The 25100-nt window shown below is 63.3% G+C and carries 22 protein-coding genes and 1 pseudogene; 8 read left to right on the top strand and 15 right to left on the bottom strand.

Annotated features, from left to right (window positions below; translation table 11 throughout):
- Position 1: 1 nt before the first annotated feature.
- Complete coding sequence (locus ACWTU8_RS15870) at positions 2 to 1216, bottom strand: glycosyltransferase family protein (RefSeq protein ID WP_455848890.1); 1215 nt, start codon at positions 1214 to 1216, stop codon at positions 2 to 4.
- Positions 1217 to 1854: 638 nt separating this feature from the next.
- Positions 1855 to 1935: pseudogene (locus ACWTU8_RS15865) on the bottom strand (DUF2726 domain-containing protein); the annotation flags it as partial.
- Between the two features lie 435 nt (positions 1936 to 2370).
- Between ACWTU8_RS15865 and ACWTU8_RS15860 the strand changes: the two are divergent.
- The gene (locus ACWTU8_RS15860) at positions 2371 to 2727 is read left to right on the top strand and encodes a hypothetical protein (protein WP_065006520.1); all 357 of its coding nucleotides are present in this window, start codon (positions 2371 to 2373) and stop codon (positions 2725 to 2727) included.
- Positions 2728 to 3111: 384 nt separating this feature from the next.
- Here the strand turns inward: ACWTU8_RS15860 and ACWTU8_RS15855 are convergent, their stop codons facing one another.
- The 4 genes from ACWTU8_RS15855 to ACWTU8_RS15840 all read right to left on the bottom strand — a co-directional run bounded on the left by ACWTU8_RS15855 (position 3112) and on the right by ACWTU8_RS15840 (position 7243).
- Positions 3112 to 4203 carry a Gfo/Idh/MocA family protein gene (locus ACWTU8_RS15855; RefSeq protein WP_455848889.1) on the bottom strand — a complete coding sequence of 364 codons (1092 nt, stop codon included), beginning with the start codon at positions 4201 to 4203 and terminating at the stop codon, positions 3112 to 3114.
- Positions 4204 to 4271: 68 nt separating this feature from the next.
- Positions 4272 to 5438: an ABC transporter substrate-binding protein gene (locus ACWTU8_RS15850; protein ID WP_287336201.1), complete on the bottom strand. Its 1167-nt coding sequence runs from the start codon at positions 5436 to 5438 to the stop codon at positions 4272 to 4274.
- Positions 5439 to 5570: 132 nt separating this feature from the next.
- A complete protein-coding gene (locus ACWTU8_RS15845) occupies positions 5571 to 6419 on the bottom strand; it encodes an ABC transporter permease (protein ID WP_029348002.1) in 849 nt (282 codons plus the stop codon).
- The gene (locus tag ACWTU8_RS15840; RefSeq protein ID WP_455848888.1) at positions 6416 to 7243 is read right to left on the bottom strand and encodes an ABC transporter ATP-binding protein; all 828 of its coding nucleotides are present in this window, start codon (positions 7241 to 7243) and stop codon (positions 6416 to 6418) included. The genes ACWTU8_RS15845 and ACWTU8_RS15840 overlap by 4 nt, the downstream gene beginning before the upstream one ends.
- A 271-nt stretch (positions 7244 to 7514) precedes the next feature.
- Here ACWTU8_RS15840 and ACWTU8_RS15835 point away from each other — a divergent pair, with 271 nt between their 5' ends.
- The gene (locus ACWTU8_RS15835; RefSeq protein WP_455848887.1) at positions 7515 to 8474 is read left to right on the top strand and encodes a MurR/RpiR family transcriptional regulator; all 960 of its coding nucleotides are present in this window, start codon (positions 7515 to 7517) and stop codon (positions 8472 to 8474) included.
- 175 nt (positions 8475 to 8649) lie between these two features.
- Positions 8650 to 10428 (top strand): NAD(P)-binding domain-containing protein, encoded by a 1779-nt coding sequence (locus ACWTU8_RS15830; protein ID WP_455848886.1) that lies wholly within the window; start codon positions 8650 to 8652, stop codon positions 10426 to 10428.
- A gap of 164 nt (positions 10429 to 10592) precedes the next feature.
- Here the strand turns inward: ACWTU8_RS15830 and ACWTU8_RS15825 are convergent, their stop codons facing one another.
- Together ACWTU8_RS15825 and ACWTU8_RS15820 are read right to left on the bottom strand one after the other, a co-directional pair.
- Complete coding sequence (locus ACWTU8_RS15825) at positions 10593 to 11822, bottom strand: amidohydrolase/deacetylase family metallohydrolase (protein WP_455848885.1); 1230 nt, start codon at positions 11820 to 11822, stop codon at positions 10593 to 10595.
- 29 nt (positions 11823 to 11851) lie between these two features.
- Complete coding sequence (locus ACWTU8_RS15820; protein WP_455849076.1) at positions 11852 to 12154, bottom strand: RidA family protein; 303 nt, start codon at positions 12152 to 12154, stop codon at positions 11852 to 11854.
- 323 nt (positions 12155 to 12477) lie between these two features.
- Between ACWTU8_RS15820 and ACWTU8_RS15815 the strand changes: the two genes are divergently transcribed.
- The 3 genes from ACWTU8_RS15815 to ACWTU8_RS15805 all read left to right on the top strand — a co-directional run bounded on the left by ACWTU8_RS15815 (position 12478) and on the right by ACWTU8_RS15805 (position 14301).
- A complete protein-coding gene (locus tag ACWTU8_RS15815; RefSeq protein WP_455848884.1) occupies positions 12478 to 13236 on the top strand; it encodes an SDR family NAD(P)-dependent oxidoreductase in 759 nt (252 codons plus the stop codon).
- A gap of 103 nt (positions 13237 to 13339) precedes the next feature.
- Positions 13340 to 14095 (top strand): COG4280 domain-containing protein, encoded by a 756-nt coding sequence (locus ACWTU8_RS15810; protein WP_455848883.1) that lies wholly within the window; start codon positions 13340 to 13342, stop codon positions 14093 to 14095.
- Positions 14092 to 14301 carry a hypothetical protein gene (locus ACWTU8_RS15805; protein ID WP_065006511.1) on the top strand — a complete coding sequence of 70 codons (210 nt, stop codon included), beginning with the start codon at positions 14092 to 14094 and terminating at the stop codon, positions 14299 to 14301. The genes ACWTU8_RS15810 and ACWTU8_RS15805 overlap by 4 nt, the downstream gene beginning before the upstream one ends.
- A 63-nt stretch (positions 14302 to 14364) precedes the next feature.
- Here ACWTU8_RS15805 and ACWTU8_RS15800 read toward each other — a convergent pair whose 3' ends face one another.
- A complete protein-coding gene (locus ACWTU8_RS15800; RefSeq protein ID WP_455848882.1) occupies positions 14365 to 14793 on the bottom strand; it encodes an Lrp/AsnC family transcriptional regulator in 429 nt (142 codons plus the stop codon).
- A gap of 124 nt (positions 14794 to 14917) precedes the next feature.
- On the opposite strand from ACWTU8_RS15800, the gene ACWTU8_RS15795 reads away from it, so the two are divergent.
- Entirely contained in the window at positions 14918 to 16021 is a 1104-nt protein-coding gene (locus ACWTU8_RS15795; RefSeq protein ID WP_455848881.1) for a saccharopine dehydrogenase C-terminal domain-containing protein, read from the top strand.
- A 230-nt stretch (positions 16022 to 16251) separates the two neighbouring features.
- Here the strand turns inward: ACWTU8_RS15795 and lpdA are convergent, their stop codons facing one another.
- The 4 genes from lpdA to ACWTU8_RS15775 all read right to left on the bottom strand — a co-directional run bounded on the left by lpdA (position 16252) and on the right by ACWTU8_RS15775 (position 21448).
- Complete coding sequence (gene lpdA, locus ACWTU8_RS15790) at positions 16252 to 17649, bottom strand: dihydrolipoyl dehydrogenase (protein WP_455848880.1); 1398 nt, start codon at positions 17647 to 17649, stop codon at positions 16252 to 16254.
- Positions 17650 to 17790: 141 nt separating this feature from the next.
- The gene (locus ACWTU8_RS15785; RefSeq protein WP_455848879.1) at positions 17791 to 19179 is read right to left on the bottom strand and encodes a dihydrolipoamide acetyltransferase family protein; all 1389 of its coding nucleotides are present in this window, start codon (positions 19177 to 19179) and stop codon (positions 17791 to 17793) included.
- Between the two features lie 20 nt (positions 19180 to 19199).
- Positions 19200 to 20213 carry an alpha-ketoacid dehydrogenase subunit beta gene (locus ACWTU8_RS15780; RefSeq protein WP_455848878.1) on the bottom strand — a complete coding sequence of 338 codons (1014 nt, stop codon included), beginning with the start codon at positions 20211 to 20213 and terminating at the stop codon, positions 19200 to 19202.
- Positions 20214 to 20215: 2 nt separating this feature from the next.
- Positions 20216 to 21448, bottom strand: a complete 1233-nt coding sequence (locus ACWTU8_RS15775; RefSeq protein ID WP_127314033.1) for a 3-methyl-2-oxobutanoate dehydrogenase (2-methylpropanoyl-transferring) subunit alpha — start codon at positions 21446 to 21448, stop codon at positions 20216 to 20218.
- Between the two features lie 533 nt (positions 21449 to 21981).
- On the opposite strand from ACWTU8_RS15775, the gene holA reads away from it, so the two are divergent.
- Positions 21982 to 23028, top strand: coding sequence for a DNA polymerase III subunit delta (gene holA, locus ACWTU8_RS15770; RefSeq protein ID WP_455848877.1), 1047 nt, complete (start codon positions 21982 to 21984; stop codon positions 23026 to 23028).
- A gap of 305 nt (positions 23029 to 23333) precedes the next feature.
- Here the strand turns inward: holA and ACWTU8_RS15765 are convergent, their stop codons facing one another.
- Entirely contained in the window at positions 23334 to 24218 is an 885-nt protein-coding gene (locus tag ACWTU8_RS15765; RefSeq protein ID WP_455848876.1) for a ParB/RepB/Spo0J family partition protein, read from the bottom strand.
- A 49-nt stretch (positions 24219 to 24267) separates the two neighbouring features.
- Complete coding sequence (locus ACWTU8_RS15760; protein WP_455848875.1) at positions 24268 to 25068, bottom strand: ParA family protein; 801 nt, start codon at positions 25066 to 25068, stop codon at positions 24268 to 24270.
- Positions 25069 to 25100: the final 32 nt, after the last annotated feature.

Below are 25100 nucleotides of genomic sequence, written 5' to 3'. Positions count from 1 at the left end.
CTCAGTTCATGCCTTCAATGACCGAAAGGTGATGGCCACCCCGCCGGTCGAGCAGTTCCGAGACGATTTCGGAAATATGAGGCAGGCCTTCCAGCGTCAGATGCGGATTGCTCTGCGATGGGCGGCGCCGGTCCGGCAGCACCTCCAGTGCATCGGCAAACCGCTGGGAATCCTCGGCTTCTTCCGGCAAAAGCATCTCGATGAGGCCGCGTTCGGCTGCGCGCCGTGCTCGGATCAGTTGTTCCTCGCGGGGCTTGACGCGCGGCACGATCAGCGCCGGCTTGTCGAAAGACAGTATCTCGCAATAGGTGTTGTAACCGCCCATCGCCACGACCGCCTTGGCGCCGGCAATCAGCTCTTCCATGCGGTTGTCGAACTCGATGATCTTGATATAAGGGATTTTGGATCCCTTCTTGAGCAGCTTGTTGCGCTTGCGCGCCGGCATGTAAGGCCCAAGCACGATCAGCGCCCTATGCTGCAATTGCGGATCCTGCTGATAGGCATCGATGACGCTGTGGATCAGTTCGGCGCCGTCACCGCCGCCACCGGTGGTAACGAGGATATAATCGCCCTCGGGCCGGTGGCCGGGCAACTCGTTCTTCTGCAGGCTCCGTTGCAGGAAACCGACGAACTTCATCTTTGCCCTGACAGCCGGCGGCACATCCAAGCCGGTCAACGGATCGTAGAAATCCGGCGGACCATAAACCCAGACCTTATCGTAGAACAGGCCTATCTTGCGCATCACATCCCTGCGTGCCCACTCTGCTTCGAGCAGATGCGGGGCGTCCATCACCTCGCGCAGGCCAAGCACGAGCGTGGTGCCCCGCGTCTTGAGATAGGACAGCGTGTCCTCGATCTCACCGCGCAGGCCAAGCGGTTCCTTGTCGACGATGAAGATATCCGGCCGGAAGGTCTCGGCTGTGTGGCGGATGATCGACTGGCGCATCCTTAGCGTCTCATGCAGATCGATATCCTTTTCCAGCGAGGTGTATTCGCCGTTGCGCAATTTGATGACGCTGGGGATCTTCACGAAGTCGACACGGGCGCGGTAGTCGAAGGCGCCAGCGATAGTCGCACCCGAAATGATAAGCACCTGAAGTCCACGGAAATCCTCGACCAGCGAATGCGCGATCGTCCGGCAGCGCTGCAAATGGCCGAGCCCGAACGTGTCGTGGCTGTACATGAGAATTCGAGCGTTTTGTACGTGCTGGGTCATTGTTGAACGTCTTTTAGAATTCTCGGCTTGAGGACCGTGGACGACCCCGCACGAAACCATCCTCGCGGGTCTACCGACCTGTTTTGAAACATGAGGGCGCAATTTTCAATTCGTATTACCCAAGAGGGTCCATATGCTGAAGCCAGGAAGCTGCGTCTGCTCAGCTGCCCGCTTGCCACGTGGTCCAGAAGAACCTGCATCATTTCATTGGTATTGATCATCTCGGATTCTGGTAGCGGAAATTCGGATAGGGCGGCGTTGGCAGAAATTGACGATTTCAAGGTTGGGTCGAGCGTTCGAATCACTTCACCCGCTCCAGTTTCCTTCCGGGGAATCAAACATCGAATAGCCGCGGTTCGGCGCGGCTTTTTGGTTTTTGGGGCAGCACCAAACTGGCTGATAGTGGACCTTTCATATTGGAGAGTCCTCACATTCCATGCTGGCGGGAGGGCGGCTCGAGAGGAATGGCTTCGCTCCTACCTTGGAATCGGGTCACAAGGAAGCGCCAGCGAGCTAAAGCCAGCGCATCCAAGTTGTGCAATGTCGATTTCTTTCCTAACAAGCATGTGGACCGGCAGATTTTTCCTAAAAGAGCACAGCTGCTCGCTTTGTGCTGCCGATAGCAGCGGCGGTCGCTACTACTGAGCCTCTTTTGGCTTGTCTACGGGTTTCTCGACCAGCCGCCGGAGCTCGGAAGGGGTAGTGTGCCCGGCAACAACCAGGGAGCGGAGCGTTTGACTTTAAGGTTGGAGCGACCGGAAGATCTGAATGCTCGGCGAGCCGATCAGCTCCAGCATACTCATCAAAGGTTGGGGTCGAGTATTCGAATCGCTTCACCCGCTCCAGTTTCCTTCCAGGGAATCAAGCATCGAAAAGCCGCGGTTCGCCGCTGCTTTTTCGTTTTGGCGGCAGCACGGCATCACCCAGCAGAGGGAGCGAGCTTGTCGCTTCGCCAGCTGCCCGTGGCCAGCAGGCGCTTTTGTTCGCCGCGCCAAATACGTCCCCAAGTAGAGTCTAGGACCTTTGCCTTTCAATTTCGGACCAAGGTCCCTTGCGGACAGATGGATTTAAATCAAACTGGCCGATAGTGGACCATTCATATTAGAGAGTCCTCATATTCTTTCCTGGCGGGAGGGCGGCTCGAAGGAGGAATTATGAAAACTCGAACCAGTCTGTTCGCAACGGTCGCCGCTCTCGCCCTTGTCGCGTCTCCAGTCCTCGCCGGACCCGGCGGCAATGGCGGCGGGAAGGGTAACGGCGCAAGCAACGGCAATGGCGGAAATTCGGCTGGGGCTGGATCGCAGGGACACGGAGCCGCAACGTCTGCGGCGGCCAAGGACAAGTCCACTCGGGGAATTGCCCATGCGATGGCCGTCGTTTCTACGACGCCGGCCTCACCGCAGGCCACCCTGTCCTTGCAGGCAGCCTTGGACAAGTTCCTGGCAAGAAAGGCCGATCCGGCAGAGACTTCCGACGACACCTCCGGCGAAATTCCTGACGCAGCCGAATAATATTGCAAATCATGCGCTGCTCGGCGGCACATCGCACTGTCGAGATTCTTAGCCAGTTGGCAGGCTCCTTCATCTGTTCGGCCGATGCCATTGGTCAAGGAAAAGCCGACATTTGAGTCCGATCCTAAGGGATCCCTGGAACGGTCCTGCCCCTACAGACTGTCCAGAGAGCACCACCGGCTTCGGGCCGGTGGTGCGTTTTTGCGTGGGCGCTCAATTGGCCGCTAACCGTTGGCCGTTTCCTCTCTGCAACGCCAGAGATTGGCGAAATCCTTGAGGGGCGGCGCCAGGATCGGCCCTTAAACGCTCAACACGGGGTCGCTCATTCGTCTGAGGCGACTGGCCTTGCTGGCATCTCTTCTTCGAGCCCGCAGCCGGATCACCTTACCCCAACTCGACGGTCCGCCCTTCCGCGATGCTCTGCTCGGCGGCAAGCACGATGCGCAAGCTGTTGACCGCGGCATCCATTTGCTCGGTCAGATCAAGATCCTCGCGGATGGCGCGCAGGAAGAATGCCTGCTCGCGGTCGCAAAGCTCCTGGTGACCGGGCTCGTCCTCCATGCTGACGATCTCGTCGGGCTTCTTGAAATTCTTGTCGCCGTCGACCTCGGCATAGTGGATCTTGAGCGCGTCGGTCTTGGTGTGTCGGTCGATATCGGCTGAGTTCGACACCTCGGCGAGTTCAGCTGCGCTGCTTGCCGTCTGGCCGGCGACGATCGAGACCGCGCCCTCCGGGCCGATCACATCCTTCACAAAATAGGCCGTCTCGCTCATCATCGGCCCCCAGCCCGCCTCATACCAGCCGACCGAACCGTCATCGAAGGTGACGTGCAGATGGCCATAATTCTGCTTGGCGGCATCGGCCCACAATTTCGCGCCGATACCGTGAACGCGGACCGGTTTGGCGCTGGTCAGCTGGCACATCACATCGACATAGTGCACGCCGCAATCGACAATCGGGATCAGCGAATCGATCAGGTTCTTGTGCCAGTGCCAGGCGCTGCCGCCGCTCTGCTGGTTGAGGTTGAGTCGCATGACCAGCGGCTTGCCGAGCGTCTTGCCGACCTCGATGAACTTGATCCATGACGGGTGGACGCGCAGGATATAACCGAGCACCAGTTTGCGGTTCTTGGCGCGGGCCGCAGCGACGACCTTTTCGGCGTCTTCGATATTGGTGGCGAGCGGCTTTTCCATGAACACGTGGCAGCCCGCGGCAATCGCCTTCAGCGCATATTCGGCATGCGTGTTGGGCCAGCTGTTGATGGAGACGGCATCCGGCCTGGTCTCGTTCAGCGCTTGGTCGAAATCCTCGTAGAGCGGATAGCCGGCTAATTCCGCCGGGATCTTTGTGTTGCTCTTGATCGTGCGGCTCATGATGCCGACGATCTCAAAACCGTCGAGCCTGTGATAGGCGCTGGCATGCGACGCGCCCATATTGCCGAGACCAATCACCAGCACTTTCACCTTCTCGGTCAAAGCCACCTCCCTTTTTTGATTTAGTTGGGGCGGCGACCCAGTCGCCGCCCATATCGTCACGAAGTGCCCTACTTGACCGCTGAGTCGAACAGATGCGCCTTGATCTTCTCGACGTCGAGAGCAGCAAAGCCCTCCGACAGCTTGGTGCCGTCGGCATCGGCCTTGACCTTGGCCTTGTCGAAATCATTGGCCGGGCCGATCAGTTCGTTGGTGCAGACGTCCTCGGCCTTCACCGGGTTGGTGATCTGGCCGATCTTGTGGATCTGGTCGAAGAAGCCCTGCCAGCTAGCCATGTCGTGCGAACCCCAGCCTTCGCGCTTATCCATGTCGCCACGGAAGACGTTGATCTGCTGCAGGATCGAGGTGGTGCCCAGCTCAGGCCCGAGATTCTTGGCCAGCGTCGGGAACTGCTCGAACACCGCTTCGACGGCCGCGCGCGGATTCTGGTAGCCGAATTCCAGGCCCATCGCCCAGCCGCGCAGGTATTTCTCCAGGAACGCCTTGCGGTCGGGATCGTCGAGATCGGCCGACCGCACGACGAAAGTGTTCGCTGGCAGCTTCGAGTTCTGCACGCCGAGCCAGTATTCGAAGTCGAGGTTCTTGGCGATCCATTCGGCCCGCAGACCTTCCCACGACAGCGCCGCATCGCCTTGGCCGCCGGCCAGTGCGGTGCCCCAGGTCGGCCAACCGGCCTCGACATATCGAACTTTCTTGATGTCGACGCCTTGCGAGGCCAGCAGCGGATCGGTGATCGACTGCCATGCGGCGGAGCCGAGCAGGATAGTCTTGCCCTCGAGCGTCTTCAGGTCGTTCGTTCCCTCGCCCTTGCGGAAGGCGAAGCTGAACGTGTCGCGCGCCCCCATGTGAAACACGGATTTGAGCTTCATGCCGTTCTGGATGGCGAAGGAGAAGACGCCGGGCGAGGGAAAGCCCATGTCAGCCTGGCCGACATCGACGAACTTCACCGTCGCGGTGCCGTCCGACGGGCCCGGCTGCATGTCGGTGTCGAGGTCGCCGAAATAGCCTGCCTTCTTGGCCGCCCAATAGGGATAGTCGTCGAGCACTTCGAGCGTGCCGCGCGGCGAAATCCAGGTGAACTTGCCGTATGGCTCGGCCTGTGCCCTGAACGCCGAGGCGCCGAGCGCGGTGGCGGTCACCACGCCTGCTCCGGTGACTTGCAGAAAATAGCGGCGGCTGATCCCCGCCTTGAAACCGATGTGACTTTCCTTGGTCATGCATTTCCCCTTTTTGTTGGCCGGTAGTTTCTCTCGCCCGCCTCCCAGGCGCCATCATTGCCCCGCGCGCTAAGTCCTCGTTTTATGCATGTCGTTATTCCAAAATTGCTGCGCACTTTTGGGCGACATGCACTACGCCTCCCAGCTCGCCCACTTCTTGCCGATCAGAAAGAACAGCACGTAGATCAGGATGCCGAGGGTCGAGAGGATCAGAACCACCGCGAAGAATTGCGGCATCTGGATCATCGACGAATAGGTGGTCAGCCGGTTGCCGAGGCCGAAGCCGCCGCCGACCATCTCGGCGCCGACCGCGGTCAGCAGCCCGAAGATCGCGCCGATCATCAGGCCAACAAGGATCATCGGCAGCGCCATCGGCGCGCGGATCTTCCAGAATATCTGCAAGGTGCTGGCGCCATAGGAACGCGCCAGCGCGATCTTGGCGCTGTCGACGCGGCGAAAGCCCGTCGCCGCATTGATCATCACCATCGGCCCGGCGGCAAGCGCGACCGCGATGATGCGCGGCGTGTAACCGAAGCCGAAGCGCAGGATAAGAAGCGGTACCAGCGCCAGCATCGGCGTGGTGACCAGGATCAGGATGTAGGGCGCAACGATCTTTTCGGCGAACGGGAATTGAGTGATCACCGCGGCCATCACCAGCCCGATGATGGCGCCGATCGAGAAGCCGGAGACCAGCTCGACCAGCGTGTAGCCGAGATGCGGCGCGATCAGCGGGAACTCGTCGTACAGCGCGTAGGCGATCGCGCTTGGCCCCGGCATGATGTAGTGCGGCACATTGAACAGCCGCAGCGCCAACTCGATGCCGCCGATGATGACCACCGCAACAGCGATGATGGCAGCGACCTCGGCGCCCGACCTGATGCCGGGGCCGCTGGCGAAGGCCGAAAGATTGGTCAGGCTGACGTCATGCCCGTCGCCCGCCTTGGTTTTGGAGAATTCCGGTATGGCGTCGCCTCCGCTCACGGCCTGATCCTCACAATTTCTGCGGTGCCGCGCTCCCGCGCCTTCGGTCGTATGCGTTCGCCGACGATGTCCATCTTGATCGTGTTGGTGAGGTCGAAGACTTCTTTCGTCGCCATGATCTCCAGCGAGCGCGGGCGCGCAAACGGCACGCGATATTCCTGGGCGACGCGCCCCGGCCGCGCGCTCAGCACCACCACCCTGTCGGACAGGAAGATCGCCTCCTCGATGCTGTGGGTGATGAAGACGATGGTGGTTTTGGTGTCGAGCCAGATCTCCTCGACGAGACGGTTCATCTCCTCGCGGGTGAAACTGTCGAGTGCACCGAACGGCTCGTCCATCAAAAGCACCGAGGGCTTCAGCGCCAGCGCCCGCACGATCGCCGCTCGCTGCTGCATGCCGCCCGAAAGCTCGCGCGGAAACTTGCCGCCGAAGCCGTCGAGCCCAACACGATTAACGAGGTGGGCGATCCAGGCGCGATCCGGCTTCTCGCCCTTGATCTCGAAGGGAAAATGGATGTTGGCGTCAAGATTGCGCCAAGGCAGCAGGTTTGCCTCCTGGAAGACGATGCCGATATCCGGATGCGGCCCGGTGATCTCTCTGCCGTCGAGCCGGATTGTCCCGCTGGACAGGCGATGCAGGCCGGACATCGACCACAAAAGCGTGGTTTTGCCGCAGCCGGAGGGGCCGACGATCGAGACGATCTCATTGGCGTGAACGTCGAGGCTGCAGCGATCCAGCGCCAGGAGGTCGCCGGAAGCCATATGATAGATCTTGGTCGCGGCCTGCACGCCAAGCTTCGGGGTTTTTGCACTGCCCGCGTTCATGCGCCCCTCGCAGGTTGCGCGATGATCCATTGGGTCATCCGTCCGTAAAAATCAGTCTGTAACTATCCTACTTTACTGTCAAGCGGCGACCGCTGCTCTAGTCAGAGAGATCGTTTGTACCACGGTTACATCGTTGTTTAGATTGCCTTTTCTATTTCTTGAAAAGCTTGTTGCTTTCCTACATACTTCGGACACCGGCCGCGTGAGGCGAAGCAGGCAAGCGGTGCAAAAACATGGTAGAGGTCGACTTCCACGAACGGCAGGATGACTCATGACCGAAGCTGACGGCCAGGGGCGGCCGACCTCGGACGGTGACCCGAATGGGCGCGATCCAAATGGGCGCGATCATGTCAGGCGCATTCCCGACATCATTTCGCTGGTGAAGGACTCTTACGGTGAATTGCGCCCGGCTGAGCGGCGCGTCGCCGATGTCGTGCTCGACGACGTCAGGTTCGCGGTCGACGCCTCCAATGCCGTGCTCGCCCAGCGCGCCCAGGTCAGCGAACCCACGGTGACCCGGTTCTGCCGCGCTATCGGCTGCGAGGGCGTGCGCGACTTCAAGCTGAAGCTGGCGCAAAGCCTCGTCGTCGGCGCGCTCTATCTGAGCAAGCCGCCGCCCACCAGCAGCGACAATGGCATGCCGTTCTGGAATGCGGTGTTCGGCGAGGCACGCCGGGCGCTGCAGGAGGCCGAACGGCAGCTTGATCCGGCGCAGCTGGTGAAGGCGGCCGAGCTCATCGCCAAGGCGCGCCAGGTCACGGTGTTCGGTCTCGGCGGCAGCTCCTCGGCGCTGGCGCAGGAGACCCAGTACCGGCTGTTCCGCTACGGCATCACCGTCAGCGCCCAGTGCGATCCGTATCTGATGCGAATGACCGCGTCGACCTTGAAGCCCAGCGATCTGGTGATCGCCATCTCGGCGACCGGACGCACGCGCGAAGTGATCGAGGCCGTCGAGCTGGCCAAGCATTACCGCGCCAACGCGATCGGCGTGACCGCGCCCGACACCGACCTTGCCCGCGCCTGCGACGTCAGGCTGACGGTTGCGGTTCCCGAATATCCCGACACGCTGAAGCCGACCGCCTCGCGTTTTGCTTTCCTCGCCGCGATCGACCTGATGGCCGTGGCGGCCGCCTACAAGCTCGACGGCTCGGCCCGCGAAACGGTCCGCCGCATCAAATACAACGCCCAGATCCATAGGACGGGCAAGGAGATGGAACCGCTGGGGGATTGAGGCCTGGTGTATGGGCGTTTGCGCTTACCCTCCCCGCACAGAACGGCGAAAGGGGATCGCCAGCGTTGCGGCCATCCCCTTCTCCCTGTCCCTATACGGGGAGAAGGTGCCGGCAGGCGGATGAGGGGCGGCGCCGACTTTGACAATTGGGACGATTGAAGGAGAGAAAAAACAGATGCTCGACATGGCACCATCGAAACAGGCGGCCACCTGGCTTTCCTCCCTCTCCCGAGTGCTCGAAACGGGCGACGCAGCGGCCGCGGTCAATCTGTTCGTCGAAGACTGCTACTGGCGCGATCTGCTGACCTTCACCTGGAACATCAAGACGATGGAAGGTCGCGCGGCGATCCGCGACATGCTGGAAGCCACACTGGCGACGACAAGGCCGACCGCCTGGCAGCTCAATGGCGAGGCGAGCTCGGACGAAGGCATCGTCGAGGCCTGGTTCACCTTCGAGACATCATCGGCGTGGGGCCAAGGCATCATGCGCCTGCAGGACGGCCGATGCCGAACGCTGTTCACGACGATGAGCGATCTCAAGGGCTTTGAGGAGCGCAAAGGGCCGGCGCGGCCTTTGGGTGTACGCCACAAGGCCGACCCGGACCGCGAGACCTGGTCGGAAGCGAGAGCGCGCGAGGCGCGTGATCTCGGCGCCATTAAGCAGCCCTATTGCCTGGTCATCGGCGGCGGCCAGGGCGGCATCATGCTGGGGGCACGGCTCAGGCAGCTCGGCGTGCCGGCCATCATCATCGAGAAGAATGCGCGGGCCGGCGATTCCTGGCGCAACCGCTATCGCTCGCTCGTGCTGCACGACCCGGTCTGGTACGACCATCTGCCCTACATCCCGTTTCCGGAAAACTGGCCGGTGTTCACGCCCAAGGACAAGATGGGCGACTGGCTGGAAATGTACACGCGCGTCATGGAGCTCAATTACTGGACCTCCACAAGGTGCATCAGCGCGTCCTATGACGAAGCCGAAAAGGTCTGGACGGTCGAGGTCGATCGCGCCGGCGAGCGCATCGCGCTGAAGCCGAAGCACATTGTCTTCGCGACTGGTGCCTATGGCCCGCCCAGGCGGATTGATCTGCCCGGCGACGAGGCGTTCCAGGGCGAAATCCTGCACTCCAGCCAATATTCCAGCGGCGAAAAATTCCGCGGCAGACGCGTCGCGGTCATCGGGGCGGCGAGTTCGGGACACGATGTCAGTGTCGACCTCTGGGAGAGCGGCGCTGAGGTGACCATGATCCAGCGCTCGCCGACGACGGTCGTCAAGTCCGACACGCTAATGGAGGTCGGCTTCGAGATCTTTTCGGAGAAGGCGCTGGCCCGCGGCATCACCACCGAGAAGGCCGACATGATCGTTGCCTCGACGCCGTTCGCGCTGCTACCGCAAAGCCAGCGGGCGCTCTACGACATCATCAAGGCGCGCGACGCGGCATTCTACGACCGCTTGTGCGAGACCGGCTTCGCCATTGATTTCGGCGACGACGAGACCGGGCTGCTGATGAAGGCCTACCGCACCGGCTCGGGCTACTACATCGATGTCGGCGCCTCGGATCTGATCATCGACGGCGAGATCGACGTCCGCAGCGGCGTCGAGATCAAGTCGCTGACGCCGACCGGGATCCTCTTCGACGACGGCACCGAACTGGCTGCCGACGTCATCATCTCCTGCACCGGCTATCAGTCGATGAACGAGACCGTGGCGGCGATCGTCTCGCGCCGGGTCGCCGACAAGGTCGGCCCATGCTGGGGGATCGGTTCGGGCGTGAGGGGCGACCCGGGGCCGTGGCAAGGCGAATTGCGCAACATGTGGAAGCCGACGGCGCAGCAAGCCCTATGGTTCCACGGCGGCAACCTCGCACTGTCGCGTTTCTATTCGAAGTTCGTCGCGCTCCAGATCAAGGCGCGCATGGAAGGGGTTGCAACGCCGGTTTATGGGGCGCCGGGGTGAAGCTGTAATCTCCCCCCTTGAGGGCGAGATGGCCGGCAGGCCAGAGGGGGTCGCCGCGCGTCGAGCGCCAACCTCCATCCGTTGCAGGAAGGCGAGCCCGGTCGAACCGACCCCTCTGTCGCTTTCGGCGACATCTCCCCCTCACGGCCCTTCACGGGGGGAGATTACCCACGCCCGAAATGCCGGCTCACCACATCGACATGCGTCTCATGCGCATGCGCTTCGAAACGCTCGGTATCCCCAAAATCGTTAGCAGCTTCGCTCGGCCACCAGGTCCCGCCAATCACGATGCCGTCCGAGACCAGCCTTTGCTCGGCGACCAGCGAGGCGCCGACCGCATCGACAAAGGTGAAGCGCCCCGGACGCAGCCGCAGCACTGCGACGTCGCCAACGGCACCGACCGCCAGCGTGCCGAGCTCGGGTCTTGCGATCGCCTCGGCCGGCCGCTGCGTCGCGGCGCGCAGCACCTCGACCAGCGGCATGCCGAGCGCCAGCAATTTCGACATGCAGACCAGAATATCGAAGGCGGGACCGTCGACACAGTAGAGATGCACATCGCTGCTGATCACATCAGGCGCCAGCCCTTCGCCGAGCATCGCTTTGGCGACCTCGAAGTCGAACGAACCCATGCCGTGCCCGATATCGAAGATGACGCCGCGCTCGCGCGCCAGCCGCATGTCGGGCCGCACCGCACCCGATGCGAAGATCGGCGCGTTGGGAAACGGCCGGAAGCAGTGGGTGAGAACGTCGCCCTTGCGCAGGCGCGGCAGCACTTCCGAACGGCCCGGCGGCGGCTCGTCGATATGTGCCATCAGCGGCAGGCCGGCCTGGTCGGCGGCCTCGAGCGCCAGATCGACCGGCGCGATGCCGCTGCTGCCGCCGGCATGGCGACCCGAGCGGACTTTTACGCCGACGATCACGTCTGCGTGCTCGCGCACCGCCGCCACCGTCTCGCGCGGTTCGCAGAGTCGGAGATCGCTGCACTCGCCGACCGAAACGGTCTGTGAGAAGCCGAAAATGCCGGCAAAGGAAATGTTGACATAGGCCAGGATGCGGACCTTCGAGCGCTCGATGACATGGCGGCGAAAGCCGAGAAAGTTGCCGGCGCCAGCACTTCCGGCATCGATGAAGGTGGTGGTGCCGCTTTTTGCGGCGAGGCGGTCGGCATCGACGCCGAGCGAAGTACCGCCCCAATAGACGTGGCTGTGCAGGTCGATGAGGCCGGGCGCGACGATGGAACCGGTGGCGTCGATGACGCGTGCGGCACGCTCGAACGGAATGTCGGAATCGATCGCGGCGATGCGGCCACCGGCGATGGCCAGATCGCGTTGCGCGTCGAGGCCGGACGCCGGATCGATAAGGCGGCCGCCCTTCAGGAGAAGATCAAATTGCATCGGCGTGCGGCTCCGTTCCCGTCTTCTCGTCAAATCGGTCTGTAGGCGACAGCCTCGACCTCGATCTTGATGTCGATCATCAGCCGTGACTCGACCGTGGTGCGGGCCGGCGGATCCTTTGGGAAATGCCTGGCATAGACGGCATTGAAAGCGCTGAAGTCGCGCGCGTCCTCGAGCCAGACTGTCGTCTTGACCACGTCGTCCATGCTGCAGCCGGCCAGCGCCAGCGCCGCCTTGACATTCGAAAGCACCTGCTCGGTCTGCTGGGCGATGCCGCCCACAACCACGGTGCCGTCGCTGCCGACCGGCACCTGGCCGGAGACATAGACCATGTCGCCGGCCCGGACCGCCGGCGACAGCGGCACGTGGGATGTTCCAAAACACTGCTTGGGCAAGGAAAAGTCCCCTGTTCAAAACATTGGCGGTAATCGCCGCAGAGTCCGCGCGGCTCGGGCTCTTTCGCTGCGCCGGTTTCCCGGTTACCTGCCGCAAGGTCTACGCCGACCCCGGCGATTCTCATACAGGCCGTGTTGGAAAGCAACATTTTTTAGAATTTATGTTGCTTTATTACAAGAGCACCAGCATCCTGCGTGGCAGGTGGTTGCGTCAAGTCATCCGGCAAGCGAGGATTGGCCCGGGAAAAGCGGGGAGCCGCATGATCGATTTCAGTGGCCGCAGCGTGGTTGTGACAGGTGCGGCTGGCGGCGTCGGCAGCGCGCTGGTTGCCGTCCTGTCCGCATGCGGCGCAAGGGTGGTCGCCTGCGATCGCGAGGGCACCGGCCTGACCGGGGCCGGAATTGAAGAAGCGCACCATTTTGACTTGCTCGATGACGGCGCCGTGGCGGCATTTGCCAAGCGCATCGCGGAAAGCGCGGCACCGGCGGCGATCATCTCCAACGCCGGGTGGACGCGGGCGGAAACGCTCGCCGATGTCTCGACGACCGCCCTCGACCGCGAAATGAATCTGAATTTCCGCAGCGCCGCCCTGCTGTCGCAGGCATTGCTTCCCGTCATGCGCAACCAGCCGCAAGGCGCCGCCTTCGTGTTCATCTCCTCGGTCAACGCGCAAGCCCATTTCGGCAATCCCGCCTACGCCGCCGCCAAGGCAGCACTCAATGCCTGGATGCGCGCCATCGCCACCGAGGAAGGCCGCAACGGCATCCGCGCCAACGCCGTCATTCCCGGCTCGATCCGCACCGGAGCCTGGGAGCATCGCCTCGCCCACAAGCCGGAGATCCTCGCAGCCGTCGGCAAGCTCTATCCGCTCGGCAGGCTGGTCGAGCCCGTCGAGGTCGCCCGCGCCGCGGCGTTCCTGGCGTCGCCCTTTGCCAGCGGCATTACCGGCACCACCTTGAATGTCGACGCCGGCCTGATGGCCAGCAATCTGCCGTTTCTGGATCTGATCGGCGGTTGAGTGCCAAGAGACGTTCAACGGTTCGGTCGCCAAGGCAGAGGCAGCGCCGACAAGCCCCCGCGTCCATGCTAAGAAGCGGTCATAGCCCCCGAGGACGGAAAAAATGACCGGCTTCACACCCATCTTCTCGACCATCACAGCCGCTTTTCTCGCTTCCTTTGTCGAGGTCGTCGAAGCTTTCACCATCGTGCTCGCGGTCGGCGTAACGCGCAGTTGGCGACCGGCGCTGATCGGCGCGACGCTAGCGCTGGCGCTGCTCGCCGCACTGGTCATGACATTCGGGCCGCTGCTGGCGCTCGTTCCCATCACCATCATGCAGTTTGTCGTCGGTGTCCTGTTGATCTTGTTCGGCATGCGCTGGCTGCGTAAGGGCATCCTGCGCGCCGGCGGTGTCATCGCCCTGCATGACGAGGAGGCGGCCTTTTCCAGGGAAACCGCGGTGCTGCATCGGCAGGCCAATGACCGGCGGGCCGATTATCTGGCGGGAGTGGCGGCGTTCAAGTCGGTGCTGCTCGAAGGTGTCGAAGTGGTGTTCATCGTCATCGCAGTCGGCGCCGCCCACGGGCAGACTCTCTATGCGAGCCTCGGCGCGCTGGCGGCGTTCGTCCTGGTGATGCTCATCGGCCTCGCTTTGCATCGGCCGCTGGCCCGCGTCCCGGAAAATGCGCTCAAATTCGTCGTCGGGCTGATGCTGACCAGCTTCGGCATCTTCTGGACCGGCGAAAGCATCGATGCGCACTGGCCGGGCGACGATCTGGCCTTGCTCGCGATTTTCGCGATCGTCGCGCTGGCGTCCTTTGCCATCGTGCGCTGGCTGCGCAGCGCCTATCCCGCAGCCATCGGCGGGTTGGCCCGATGAACCTCGTTCGCCTTGCTGTGAGGGAATTCATCGGCATGTTCGTCGACGACGGCAATCTGGCGCTGCTCGCCCTGCTGCTGATCGCGGCGATCACGGCGGCGGTGAAGTTTCTGGCGCTGCCGCCGCTCTTTGGCGGCATCCTGCTGCTAATCGGCTGCCTCGCCATCCTGGTGCAGAGTGTCCGCCGCGCCGCGCGGCACCAGTGATCAGAGGAGCGGACACCCGCTCTCTCGTACATTGTTTTACGATGCAGGTCAGCTGAAGGCCCGTCAGCGATCGATCCGCGTCGACAGGATGATCGAGGACGATGTCCGCTCGACCCCGTCCATCGCGCCGATCTCGTCAAGGAGCGTGTCGAGATCCTTGATCGACGGCGCGTCGACGATGACGATCATGTCGAAATTGCCGCTCACCGAATGCAGCGTCCGCACCGGCGGCAGCGCCTGCAGGCGGCGCACCACCTTGTCGGCAAGCTTGGGCGTGACGGTGAGCAGAACATGCGCCCGCACCAGTCCCTGTTCGTAATCCTGCGAAAGCCTGACCCCATAGCCGGTGATGATGCCGCGCTGTTCCAGCCGCTCGATCCGGCTCTGCACTGTCGTCCGCGACACGCCCAGCAGCCGTGCCAGCTCGGCCGTCGAGGCGCGCGCATTCGCGCGCAGCAGGGAGAGCAGGGCCTGTTCCGCGTTGCTAAGCACTTTCGACGAACCTCATCGGCATATTGATCAGCAAGCCACTTCGTTTCGAACAATTCCACGCTTCCTTTCGACGGGCAAGCTGCGATTCTATCTTCTTTATCAAAGGTAAGGCGAGGGAACTGTTATGAAGAAAATCATCGTTGTCGGCGCCGGCAAAATCGGCTCGACCATCGCCGAGATGCTGGCGTCCACCGGCGACTATCACGTCACCCTCGTCGACCGCTCGGTGGCACAGCTCGGCGCGGCCGAAATGCCCGAAACGGTCAAGACGCTGGAACTCGACATCGAAGCATCAGGCACGCTCGAAGCCGCTTTGGCCGGCAAATTCGCCGTGCTCAGCGCCGCCCCCTTCCACCTGACCACGCGCATTGCCGAAGCGGCAGCCAGCGCCGGCGTCCACTATCTCGACCTGACCGAGGACGTCGTCAGCACCAGGCGCGTCAAGGAATTGGCGCGCTCCGCCAACAGCGCCTTCATCCCACAATGCGGGCTGGCGCCGGGCTTCATCTCGATCGTCGCCAACGATCTGGCCAGCCGCTTCGACACCCTGGAAAGCGTGCGCATGCGGGTCGGGGCGCTGCCGCAGTACCCGTCGAATGCACTGAACTACAATCTGACCTGGAGCACGGACGGCGTCATCAATGAATATTGTGAGCCTTGCGAGGCGATCGTCGAAGGCGAGCTGATCGAGGTGCCGCCGTTGGAGGAGCGCGAGGAATTCTCGCTCGACGGTGTCACCTACGAGGCGTTCAACACATCCGGCGGGCTCGGCACGCTGGCCGAAACGCTGAAGGGCAAGGTGCGTACGCTGAACTATCGCACCATCCGCTACCCCGGCCACGCCGCGATCATGAAGGCGTTGCTCAACGATCTCGGCCTGCGCCACCGACGCGACGTGCTGAAGGACATTTTCGAGAGCGCCCTGCCGGCGACGCTGCAGGACGTGGTCATCGTCTTCGTCACCGTCAGCGGTCGCAAGAACGGCCGCCTGCTGCAGGAAACCTACGCCAACAAGATCTACGCCAAGCGCGTCGGCGACATGGTGCGCAGCGCCATCCAGATCACCACCGCGTCAGCCATTTGCGCGGTCCTTGACATGCTGGCCGACGGCACCTTGCCGGCGACGGGCTTCATCAAGCAGGAAGACATCGCGCTCGACGCCTTCCTAGCCAACCGCTTTGGCCACGCCTATGCGCAACACGAGATGGTTAGCCGGCTGGCGGGTTAGGTTCCCGGCGACGCCTTCGTCATCCTGGGGCTGAGCAAGGAGGGAAGCGACGCGGCGCAGACCCATGCCGTGATGTAAGGGCGCATCCACGGTGCAGAATTCTGCTCCGTCGCATTCTTCGGCCGCTTTCACGACATGGATCCCAGGGTCTTGGCTCCGCTTTGCGTTCGCAACGCTCTGGGATGACGAAGCATAGGGGCCGCCCTTATCAACGTCCCTGCCACCTGCATCTAGATATGCAGCGCATGCCCGAGCGCCTTCAGCGCCGCTTCCTGAAAACCCTCACCTTGCGTCGGGTGGGAATGGATGGTGCCGGCTATATCCTCCAGCCGCGCGCCCATTTCCAGTGCCAGGCCGAAAGCCGTCGACAGTTCCGACACGCCGTGACCGACCGCCTGGATGCCGAGCACCAGATGGTTGTCCGCGCGGGCAACGATCCGGACAAAGCCCTCCTCACCCATCTTCGTCATCGCCCGGCCATTGGCGGCGAAGGGGAACAATCCGACCTTGATGTCGCCGCCGAGCCCCTTTGCCTCTTCCGGCGACAGGCCTGCGGTGACCAGCTCCGGATCGGTGAAGCAGATAGCGGGAATGCAGCGTTTGTCCCAGCCACGCTTGTGGCCGGCGACGATCTCGGCGACCATTTCGCCTTGCGCCATCGCCCGGTGCGCCAGCATCGGCTCGCCGGTGACGTCGCCAACGGCAAAGATGCCGCGCATCGAGGTGCGGCACTGGTCGTCGATGCGGATGAATTTTCCCGCCATGTCGAGGTCGATCTGCTCCAGCCCCCAGTCTTCGACCACCGGCTTGCGCCCGACGGTGACCAGAATCCTGTCGGCAACGATCTTGCCATTCTTGCCGTCCTTCGTCTCGACCAGCAGCGCATCCCCCTTGGTCGACAACCCCTTGGCCTTGGCGCCCACAAGCACCTCGATACCGAGCTCGGCGAGCCGCTTCACCACCGGCCGGGTCAGTTCGGCATCATATTGCGCCAGTACGCGCGGCAAAGCCTCGACCACGGTCACCTTGGCGCCCATCTTGGCGAAGGCGATGCCGAGCTCCAGCCCGATATAGCCGCCGCCGACGACGGCAAGCCTTTCCGGCACTTCGCTCAGCCCCAGCGCTTCGGTCGACGAGATCACCGGTCCACCGAACGGCAGCGACGGCAGCTCGACCGGCGCCGAGCCGGTCGCGATGACCACAGTCTCGGCGCGGACCACCTGCATTCCGGTCTCGGTCTGGACTTCGACGGTCTTGCCGTCACGGAATTTCGCCCAGCCGTGCACGGTCTTGACCCCGGCCTTCTTGAGCAGGCCGGCCACGCCGCTATTCAGCCGGCTAACAATACCATCCTTCCAGGCGGTGGTCGTTTCGAGATCAATGGATGCTGTTCCAATCGAAATGCCGAGCGGACTCTTGCCGCCCGCCATATGCGAGATTTTCTCGAACTCCTCGGCCGCATGGATCAGCGCCTTGGACGGAACGCAGCCGACATTGAGACAAGTGCCGCCCGGCTTGCCGAACTCGACGATAACCGTGTCGATGCCAAGCTGGCCGGCGCGGATGGCACAGACATAGCCACCGGGGCCAGCACCGATAACGAGCAGCTTGCAGGAGATTTCCTTCATGGGGTTCCTCTCAAGGCGTCGCAGCGGTGCAAAATTTTTCCTGCCGGAGGGACAGCACCCCCCTCTGTCCTGCCGGACTGTCCGGTCGGACAGAGGGGGTGGGAAGGATCGCTGCCGCTGTCATTTCTTGCACCACCAGCCTCAATCCACAAAAATCAGCGCCGGGGACTCCAGCAGCGCCTTGATCCGTTGAATAAACACCGCGGCGTCCCAGCCGTCGATCACCCGGTGGTCGAAGCTGGAGGACAGGTTCATCATCTTGCGTGGGATGAACTGGGTGCCGTCCCACACCGGCCGCACCATCATTTTGTTGACGCCGAGGATCGCCACTTCCGGATGATTGATCACCGGCGTCGTCGCGACACCGCCCATGGCGCCGAGCGAGGTGATGGTGATGGTCGAACCCGAGAGCTCGTCGCGCGTCGCCGTGCCTGATTTGGCCGCCTCGGCGAGTCTGTTGAGCTCGGCGGCGCAGTCCCAAATGTCGCGCGCCTCGGCGTGTTTGACCACCGGCACCACCAGCCCCGAAGGCGTCTGCGCGGCAATGCCGATATGGACGCCGCCATGCTGGTGGATGATGCCGGCTTCGTCGTCGAACAGCGCGTTGAGGTTGGGCTGGTCGGCGATCGCCCTGACCATCGCCCGCATCAGGAACGGCAGCAGCGTCAGCTTCGGCCTTTCCGCGCCGGTGCGCTTCTCCTTGTTGAGCGCGGCGCGCAAATCCTCGAGTGCGGTAACATCGATCTCCTCGACATAGGTGATGTGCGGAATGCGCGACTTGGCCAGCGTCATCTTCTCGGCGATTTTTCGCCTGAGCCCGATGATTTTGATGTCCTCGATCGTCTCGTTGGGGGCGAGGCCGGAGATTTTCGCGAGCCGCGGCCCGCGCGCCAGAAACGCCTCGATGTCCTCATGCTGGATACGGCCGGCCGGGCCGCTTCCTGTGACCTGACGCAGATCGATGCCGGCCTCTTTCGCCCTGAGGCGGATGGCCGGCGACGCCAGCGGCTTTTCGCCTTCGAGGCGTGGCGCGCCGGAGACGGCCGCGAGACCCCCACCGACCGCAGTACCCCCAACCCCTCCCCACAAGGGGGAGGCGGATTCCGTCGCCGGTTCATCCTCACGCGCGGAAACTTTTGCGGACGGGCGCGCGACCGATTTGGCATCGGCTTTGGCGGCCGAAGCTCGTCCCCCTCCCCCTTGTGGGGAGGGGCCCGGGGTGGGGGTAGCCTCGGTGGCTTTCGCCTCACCTCCCGACGATTCCGCAGCGGCCTTCACATTGCCTTCGCCGGCCACCTTCAATCTGACGATGGGCGAGCCGATCGCCACCGTGTCGCCGATCTCCGCACCGAGCCAGACGATCTCGCCGTCAACGGGCGAGGGAATCTCGACCGTCGCCTTGTCGGTCATGACGGCGGCCAGCACCGCGTCCTCGCGCACGAGATCGCCGACCTTGACCTGCCATTCGACCAGCTCGGCCTCGGCGACGCCTTCGCCGACATCGGGCAGCTTGATCACATATTCGCCCATCGTCGTCAGGCCTCCCCCTTTTAGGCTTCCATCGTTTCAACGAGCGCGCGGCCGAGCCTAGCGGGACCGGGAAAATAGTCCCACTCCTGCGCGTGCGGATAGGGCGTGTCCCAGCCGGCGACCCGCGCCACCGGCGCTTCCAGATGGTAGAAGCAGTTCTCCTGCACCAGGGCCGACAGCTCGGCGCCGTACCCGGACGTCAGCGTCGCCTCGTGCACGATCACGCAGCGGCCCGTCTTTTTCACCGAGCCGACGATCGTCTCGAGATCGAGCGGCAGCAGCGTCCTCAGATCGATGATCTCGGCGTCGATGCCGGTCTCCTCGGCCGCCGCCTCGGCGACATAAACCATGGTGCCATAGGCGAGCACGGTGACAGCGGAACCCGGCCGGCGGATCACCGCCTTGCCGAGCGGGACCGTGTAGTGGCCGTCGGCCACCTCGCCGAGTTCATGCTTCGACCACGGCGTCACCGGGCGCTCGTGGTGGCCGTCGAAGGGCCCGTTGTAGAGCCGCTTCGGCTCCAGGAAGATCACCGGGTCGGGATCCTCGATCGCCGCAATCAAGAGACCCTTGGCGTCATGCGGATTGGACGGCACCACGACCTTCAGGCCGGAGACATGGGTGAACAGCGCCTCCGGACTCTGGCTGTGGGTCTGGCCGCCAAAAATGCCGCCGCCGGTCGGCATCCTGACCACGATCGGACAGGTAAAGTCGCCATTCGACCGGTAGCGCAGCCGCGCCGCTTCCGAGACAATCTGGTCATAGGCCGGATAGACATAGTCGGCAAACTGCACTTCGACGCAAGGTTTCAGGCCGTAAGCGGCCATACCGATGGCCGAGCCAACGATGCCGGATTCGCTGATCGGCGCATCGAAGCAGCGGCTCTTGCCATATTTGGCCTGCAGCCCTTGCGTGCAGCGGAAGACGCCGCCGAAAAAGCCGACATCCTCGCCGAACACGATGACGCGTTCGTCGCGGGCCATCGACACGTCCATGGCGTCGCGGATCGCCTCGATGATTGTCCGTCTTGGCATGGTCAGACCCCGGCCTGCTGGCGCTGGCGCCTGAGATGCGGCGGCATCTCGGCATAGACGCCCTCGAACATGTCGCGCGCCGAAGGCTTGCCACCGGCATGCAGCGTGCCATGGCGCTCGGCCTCCCTTTGCGCCGCGATCACTGTTTCGAGGATTTCTGCTTCGGCCTGGGTGTGGCGCTCGTCCGACCAGACGCCGCGCTGGATGAGATGGTTCTTCAGCCTGACGATCGGATCGCCGAGCGGCCACGCGTCGGACTCAGCCTTCGGCCGATAAGCCGACGGATCGTCGGAGCTCGAATGCGCGCCGACACGGTAGGTGACATATTCGACCAGCGTCGGGCCGAGATTTTTCCGCGCGCGCTCGGCCGCCCATTTCGCCACCGCATGGACGGCGAGATAGTCGTTGCCATCGACCCGCAGCGACGGAATGCCGAAGCCGAGACCGCGGGCGGCGAAAGTGCCGGAGCCGCCCCGGGCGATGCCTTGGAAGGTCGAGATCGCCCACTGGTTGTTTACGACGTTGAGCACGACCGGCGCCTTGTAGGTGGAGGCGAACACCAGCGCCGAATGGAAGTCGGACTCGGCCGTCGAACCGTCGCCGATCCAGGCGGCAGCGATCTTCGAATCATTGCTGATCGCCGAAGCCATCGCCCAGCCGACCGCCTGGATATATTGCGTCGCCAGATTGCCGGAGATCGAGAAGAAGCCGTGCTCCTTCGACGAATACATGATCGGCAGTTGCCGCCCCTTCAGCGGGTCGGCCTCGTTCGAATAGATCTGGTTCATCATCGTGACCATCGGGTAGCCGTCGGCGATAAGCAGGCCTGCCTGCCGATAGGTCGGAAAATTCATGTCGCCCGGCGCCAGCGCCTTGCGGAAGGCGCAGCTCACCGCCTCCTCGCCCAGATGCTGCATGTAGAAGGAGGTCTTGCCCTGCCGCTGCGCCATCTGCATGCGCGCATCGAAGCTGCGCAGCGTCATCATATGGCGCAGTCCTTCCAGCAATTCGTCGTCGGAAAGCAGGCCAGCCCAGGGTCCGACCGCCTCGCCGGCGCGGTTGAGCACGCGGATGATCGAGAAGGCCATGTCGCGGATGGTGCGCGGATCGACGTCGATCTCGGGACGCGGCACCGAGCCGGCCTTAGGAATGGTCACATCAGAGAAATCCGGCGTCCCGCCCGGCCGCACCTCGGGTTCCGGCACATGGAACCGCAATAGTCCTGCATCGGCCATGACCTTCGTCCTCCAATGTTGCCCGGCGCGATACTTGCACACCGGCAGACCAGTGCCAATTCGTCGGCTGGTGCTTCAACCGGGAACGACCACAGAAAGCCGCCTCCCCGATACCGCCAGCCAAGATGCAGATATGTCGCCGAAATTTCTTGTCGATCTTCTGGTGCCGCGCGCAACTAGGCGAATGGTCCGGCCTGATTTGGCGCAAGAGCCGGTATTTTTGGGCTTGCAACGGGTTCCTCGCCCCCAATGAAATGGGGGAGAGGTGGCTCGGCAAAGCCGAGACGGAGAGGGGGAAGGCGCGACCTGAATGATTCAGAGGCTCGCCAGCGTGGTTGCCCCCTCTCCGACCGCTTAACGGCCACCTCTCCCCCGCTTTGCGGGGCGAGGACTGCAAGATCGGCAAACCTCTCGAAATTCCTATATCCGGGGAGATGTCGGCGGGACAGAGAGGGCGCTGTGCTATAGGTGTTTCGGAAGATAGCGGCGTCCTTTTGTTCACCCCGCGCCCGCATTCATGCTAACCAGAGCCCATGGCACAGAAGAAAGGTTATGAGGTCGATTCGTGGCTGGCGCGGCCGGATCCGCGCATCTCGGTCGTCCTGCTGTATGGTCCCGATCGTGGGCTCGTCGCCGAGCGTGCAAAGGCCTTTGCCGGCAAAACCGGCCTGCCGCTCGACGATCCGTTCTCGGTGGTCAGGCTGGACGGTTCGGAAGTCGATCGCGACGAAGGCCGCCTGCTCGACGAGGCTCGCACCGTGCCGATGTTTTCGGACCGGCGCCTGCTCTGGGTGCGCAATGCCTCCGGCCAGAAGGCGCTGGCCGACGACGTCAAGGCGCTGATTGCTGAGCCCGCGCGGGACGCGATCATACTGATCGAGGCCGGGGACCTGAAGAAGGGCGTCGGGCTGCGCGCCATCGTTGAGGCGGCGGACATTGCCATGGCGCTGCCGTGCTATGCCGACGAGGCCCGCGACATCGACACGGTCATCGACGACGAACTGCGCAAGGCCGGCATGTCGATGACGCTGGAGGCCCGCCAGGCGCTGCGCCGCAACCTCGGCGGCGACCGGCTGGCCTCGCGCGGCGAGATCGAGAAGCTGGTGCTCTACGCCCACGGCCAGACCGAAATCGGCCTCGACGACGTCAAGGCGACTTCGGGCGACGTCTCCGGTCTATCCTTCGACGACGCCGTCGATGCCTTGCTCGAGGGCAAGGTCGGCGATTTCGACATGGCCTTCACCCGCCACTGCCAGTCCGGCGGCCAAGCTTTTCTGGTGCTTTCCTCGGCGATGCGGCAGCTGCAGGCGATCCAGGCAATGCGCGGCCTGATGGACACCGGCGGCCGCAACGCCGCTTCAGTCGTTGCCGCGGCGCGCCCGCCGGTTTTTTTCTCGCGGCGCAAGCTGGTGGAGAAGGCCCTCGATCGCTGGAACAGCGAGGCGCTTGGCCGCGCTTTGACCCGATTACAGACGGCGGTCCTGCAGACCCGCCGGCGGCCGGATCTCTCGGTCGCGCTGGCAAGGCAGGCGCTGCTCGGCATTGCTGTTGAGAGCGCAAGGCTGGCGCAGAGAGCCTAATCTCCCCCCTTGAGGGGGAGATGTCGCCGAAGGCGACAGAGGGGGTCGCCGCGCGAGAAGTGCCAGCGCTTTCCGCGACGACAGACGACGTGGGCGAATTATGTGAGACGACCCCTTCTGGCCTGCCGGCCATCTCCCCCCTCGAGGGGGGAGATTGATTGCTCTGACGATTTCGCCAATCACCAGCATCGCAAAAGAAAGGGCCGGCGCAGTGCCCGGCCCTTTTTCCTTATCCATCGACGCGATGCGTTAATCCTAAGCTGGAACCCTTATTTGCCGGCTAAATATCGTGTCGCCTCAAGCACCTACCGCTCCTGCTTCAACCGACGGCAGAGCTCGTCGAGCTGCTCCAGCGTCCGGTAAGCGACGCTGATCACGCCGCCGCGTTCCTTGTGCTCGATCGTGACGATCATGCCGATCGTGCCGGTCATCAGCTTTTCCAGCGCCAGCGTATCGGCATCCTTCTGTGCCGGTGCTGCAGGCTGTCGCTTTACCGTTGGAGCGCCGGCCGGCATCTGCGCCAGCGCTTCGGCCTGGCGCACCGAAAGCCCGTCCTCGACGATCCGCTTGGCCAGGCCCGCCGGATCCTGCGCCGTCACCAATGTGCGGGCGTGGCCGGCCGACAGCGCGCCATCGACCAGCATATCGCGAATCACGTCCGGCAGCTTCAGCAGCCTGAGCGTGTTGGCGACGTGGCTGCGGCTCTTGCCGATCACCTGGCCGAGATCGGCCTGGGTGTAGCCGTGATCGTCGATCAGCTGCTGGTAGCCCATCGCCTCCTCGACCGGGTTGAGGTCGGTGCGCTGGACGTTTTCGATGATCGCCAGTTCGAGCGCGGTGCGATCGTTGACATCGCGCACGATGATCGGGATCTCGACCAGCCCGGCGCGCTGCGCCGCGCGCCAGCGCCGCTCGCCGGCGATGATCTCGTAGCGGCCAGCTTGCGTCGGCGACGGCCGCGCCACCACCGGCTGCACCACGCCATGTTCGCGGATCGACTGGGCAAGATCGGTCAGGTCGGCGTCGCCAAAATGCCGGCGCGGATTCTTTGGGTTCGGGCTCAGGAACTCGATCGGAACCTTGCCGTCGGCATTCATGCTCTGCTTTTCCACTGCTGCCGGGCGATCGATTTCGCCGATTAGCGCGGCCAGTCCCCGGCCCAGTCTTTTTCTTGAAAGGTCTTCACTCATCGTCTGTCCAGATCGTTTCGCTATCGAATCAGCTTCTTTGGCGGCAGCATTAGGCGGCGCGCAATTTGCGCTCGCGGCGGATCACCTCGGAGGCAAGCTGCAGATAGGCCTGGCTGCCGGAGCATTTGAGATCGTAGAGGATCGCCGGCTTGCCGTAGGACGGCGCCTCGGAGACACGCACATTGCGCGGGATGACGGTTTCATAGACCTTGTCGCCCATATGCGCGCGCACGTCTTGCACCACCTGGTTGGCGAGATTGTTGCGCCCGTCGAACATGGTCAGCACGATGCCCTGGATCGTCAGGTCGGGATTGATCGAGCGGCGAACCTGCTCGACCGTCTCCAGCAGCTGGCTCAAGCCTTCGAGCGCGAAGAATTCGCACTGCAGCGGCACCAGCACCGAATCGGCCGCGGCCATCGAGTTCAGCGTCAGAAGGTTGAGCGACGGCGGGCAATCGATCAGCACATAGCCAAAATTCGCAGAGCGTCCGGCCGAGGCGCGCAGGGCATTGCGCAGCCGCAGCACCCGGTCCGGCGCCGACGCGATCTCCATTTCGATGCCGAGCAGATCGAGCGTCGACGGCACGATCAACAGGCCCGGCACCGCCGTCGGGATCGCCGCCGCCTCCAGATCCAGTTCGCCGGTCAGCACGTCATAGGACGAAACCGTGCGGTCGCGCCGGTCGATGCCGAGGCCGGTGCTGGCATTGCCTTGCGGATCGAGATCGACGATCAGCACCCGCTCGCCGATCGCCGCCAGCGCCGTGGCCAGGTTGATGGCCGTCGTCGTCTTGCCGACGCCGCCCTTCTGGTTGGCTACGGTGATGATTCGGGGGCCATTCTTCATCATGGGTCTATGCCAGAAATTCATTCCGAGGTCGC

The sequence above is a fragment of the Mesorhizobium sp. BHbdii genome (assembly GCF_053848045.1).
The sequence above is the reverse complement of the archived record's forward strand: the minus strand, read 5'-3'. Positions and strand labels throughout refer to the sequence as shown.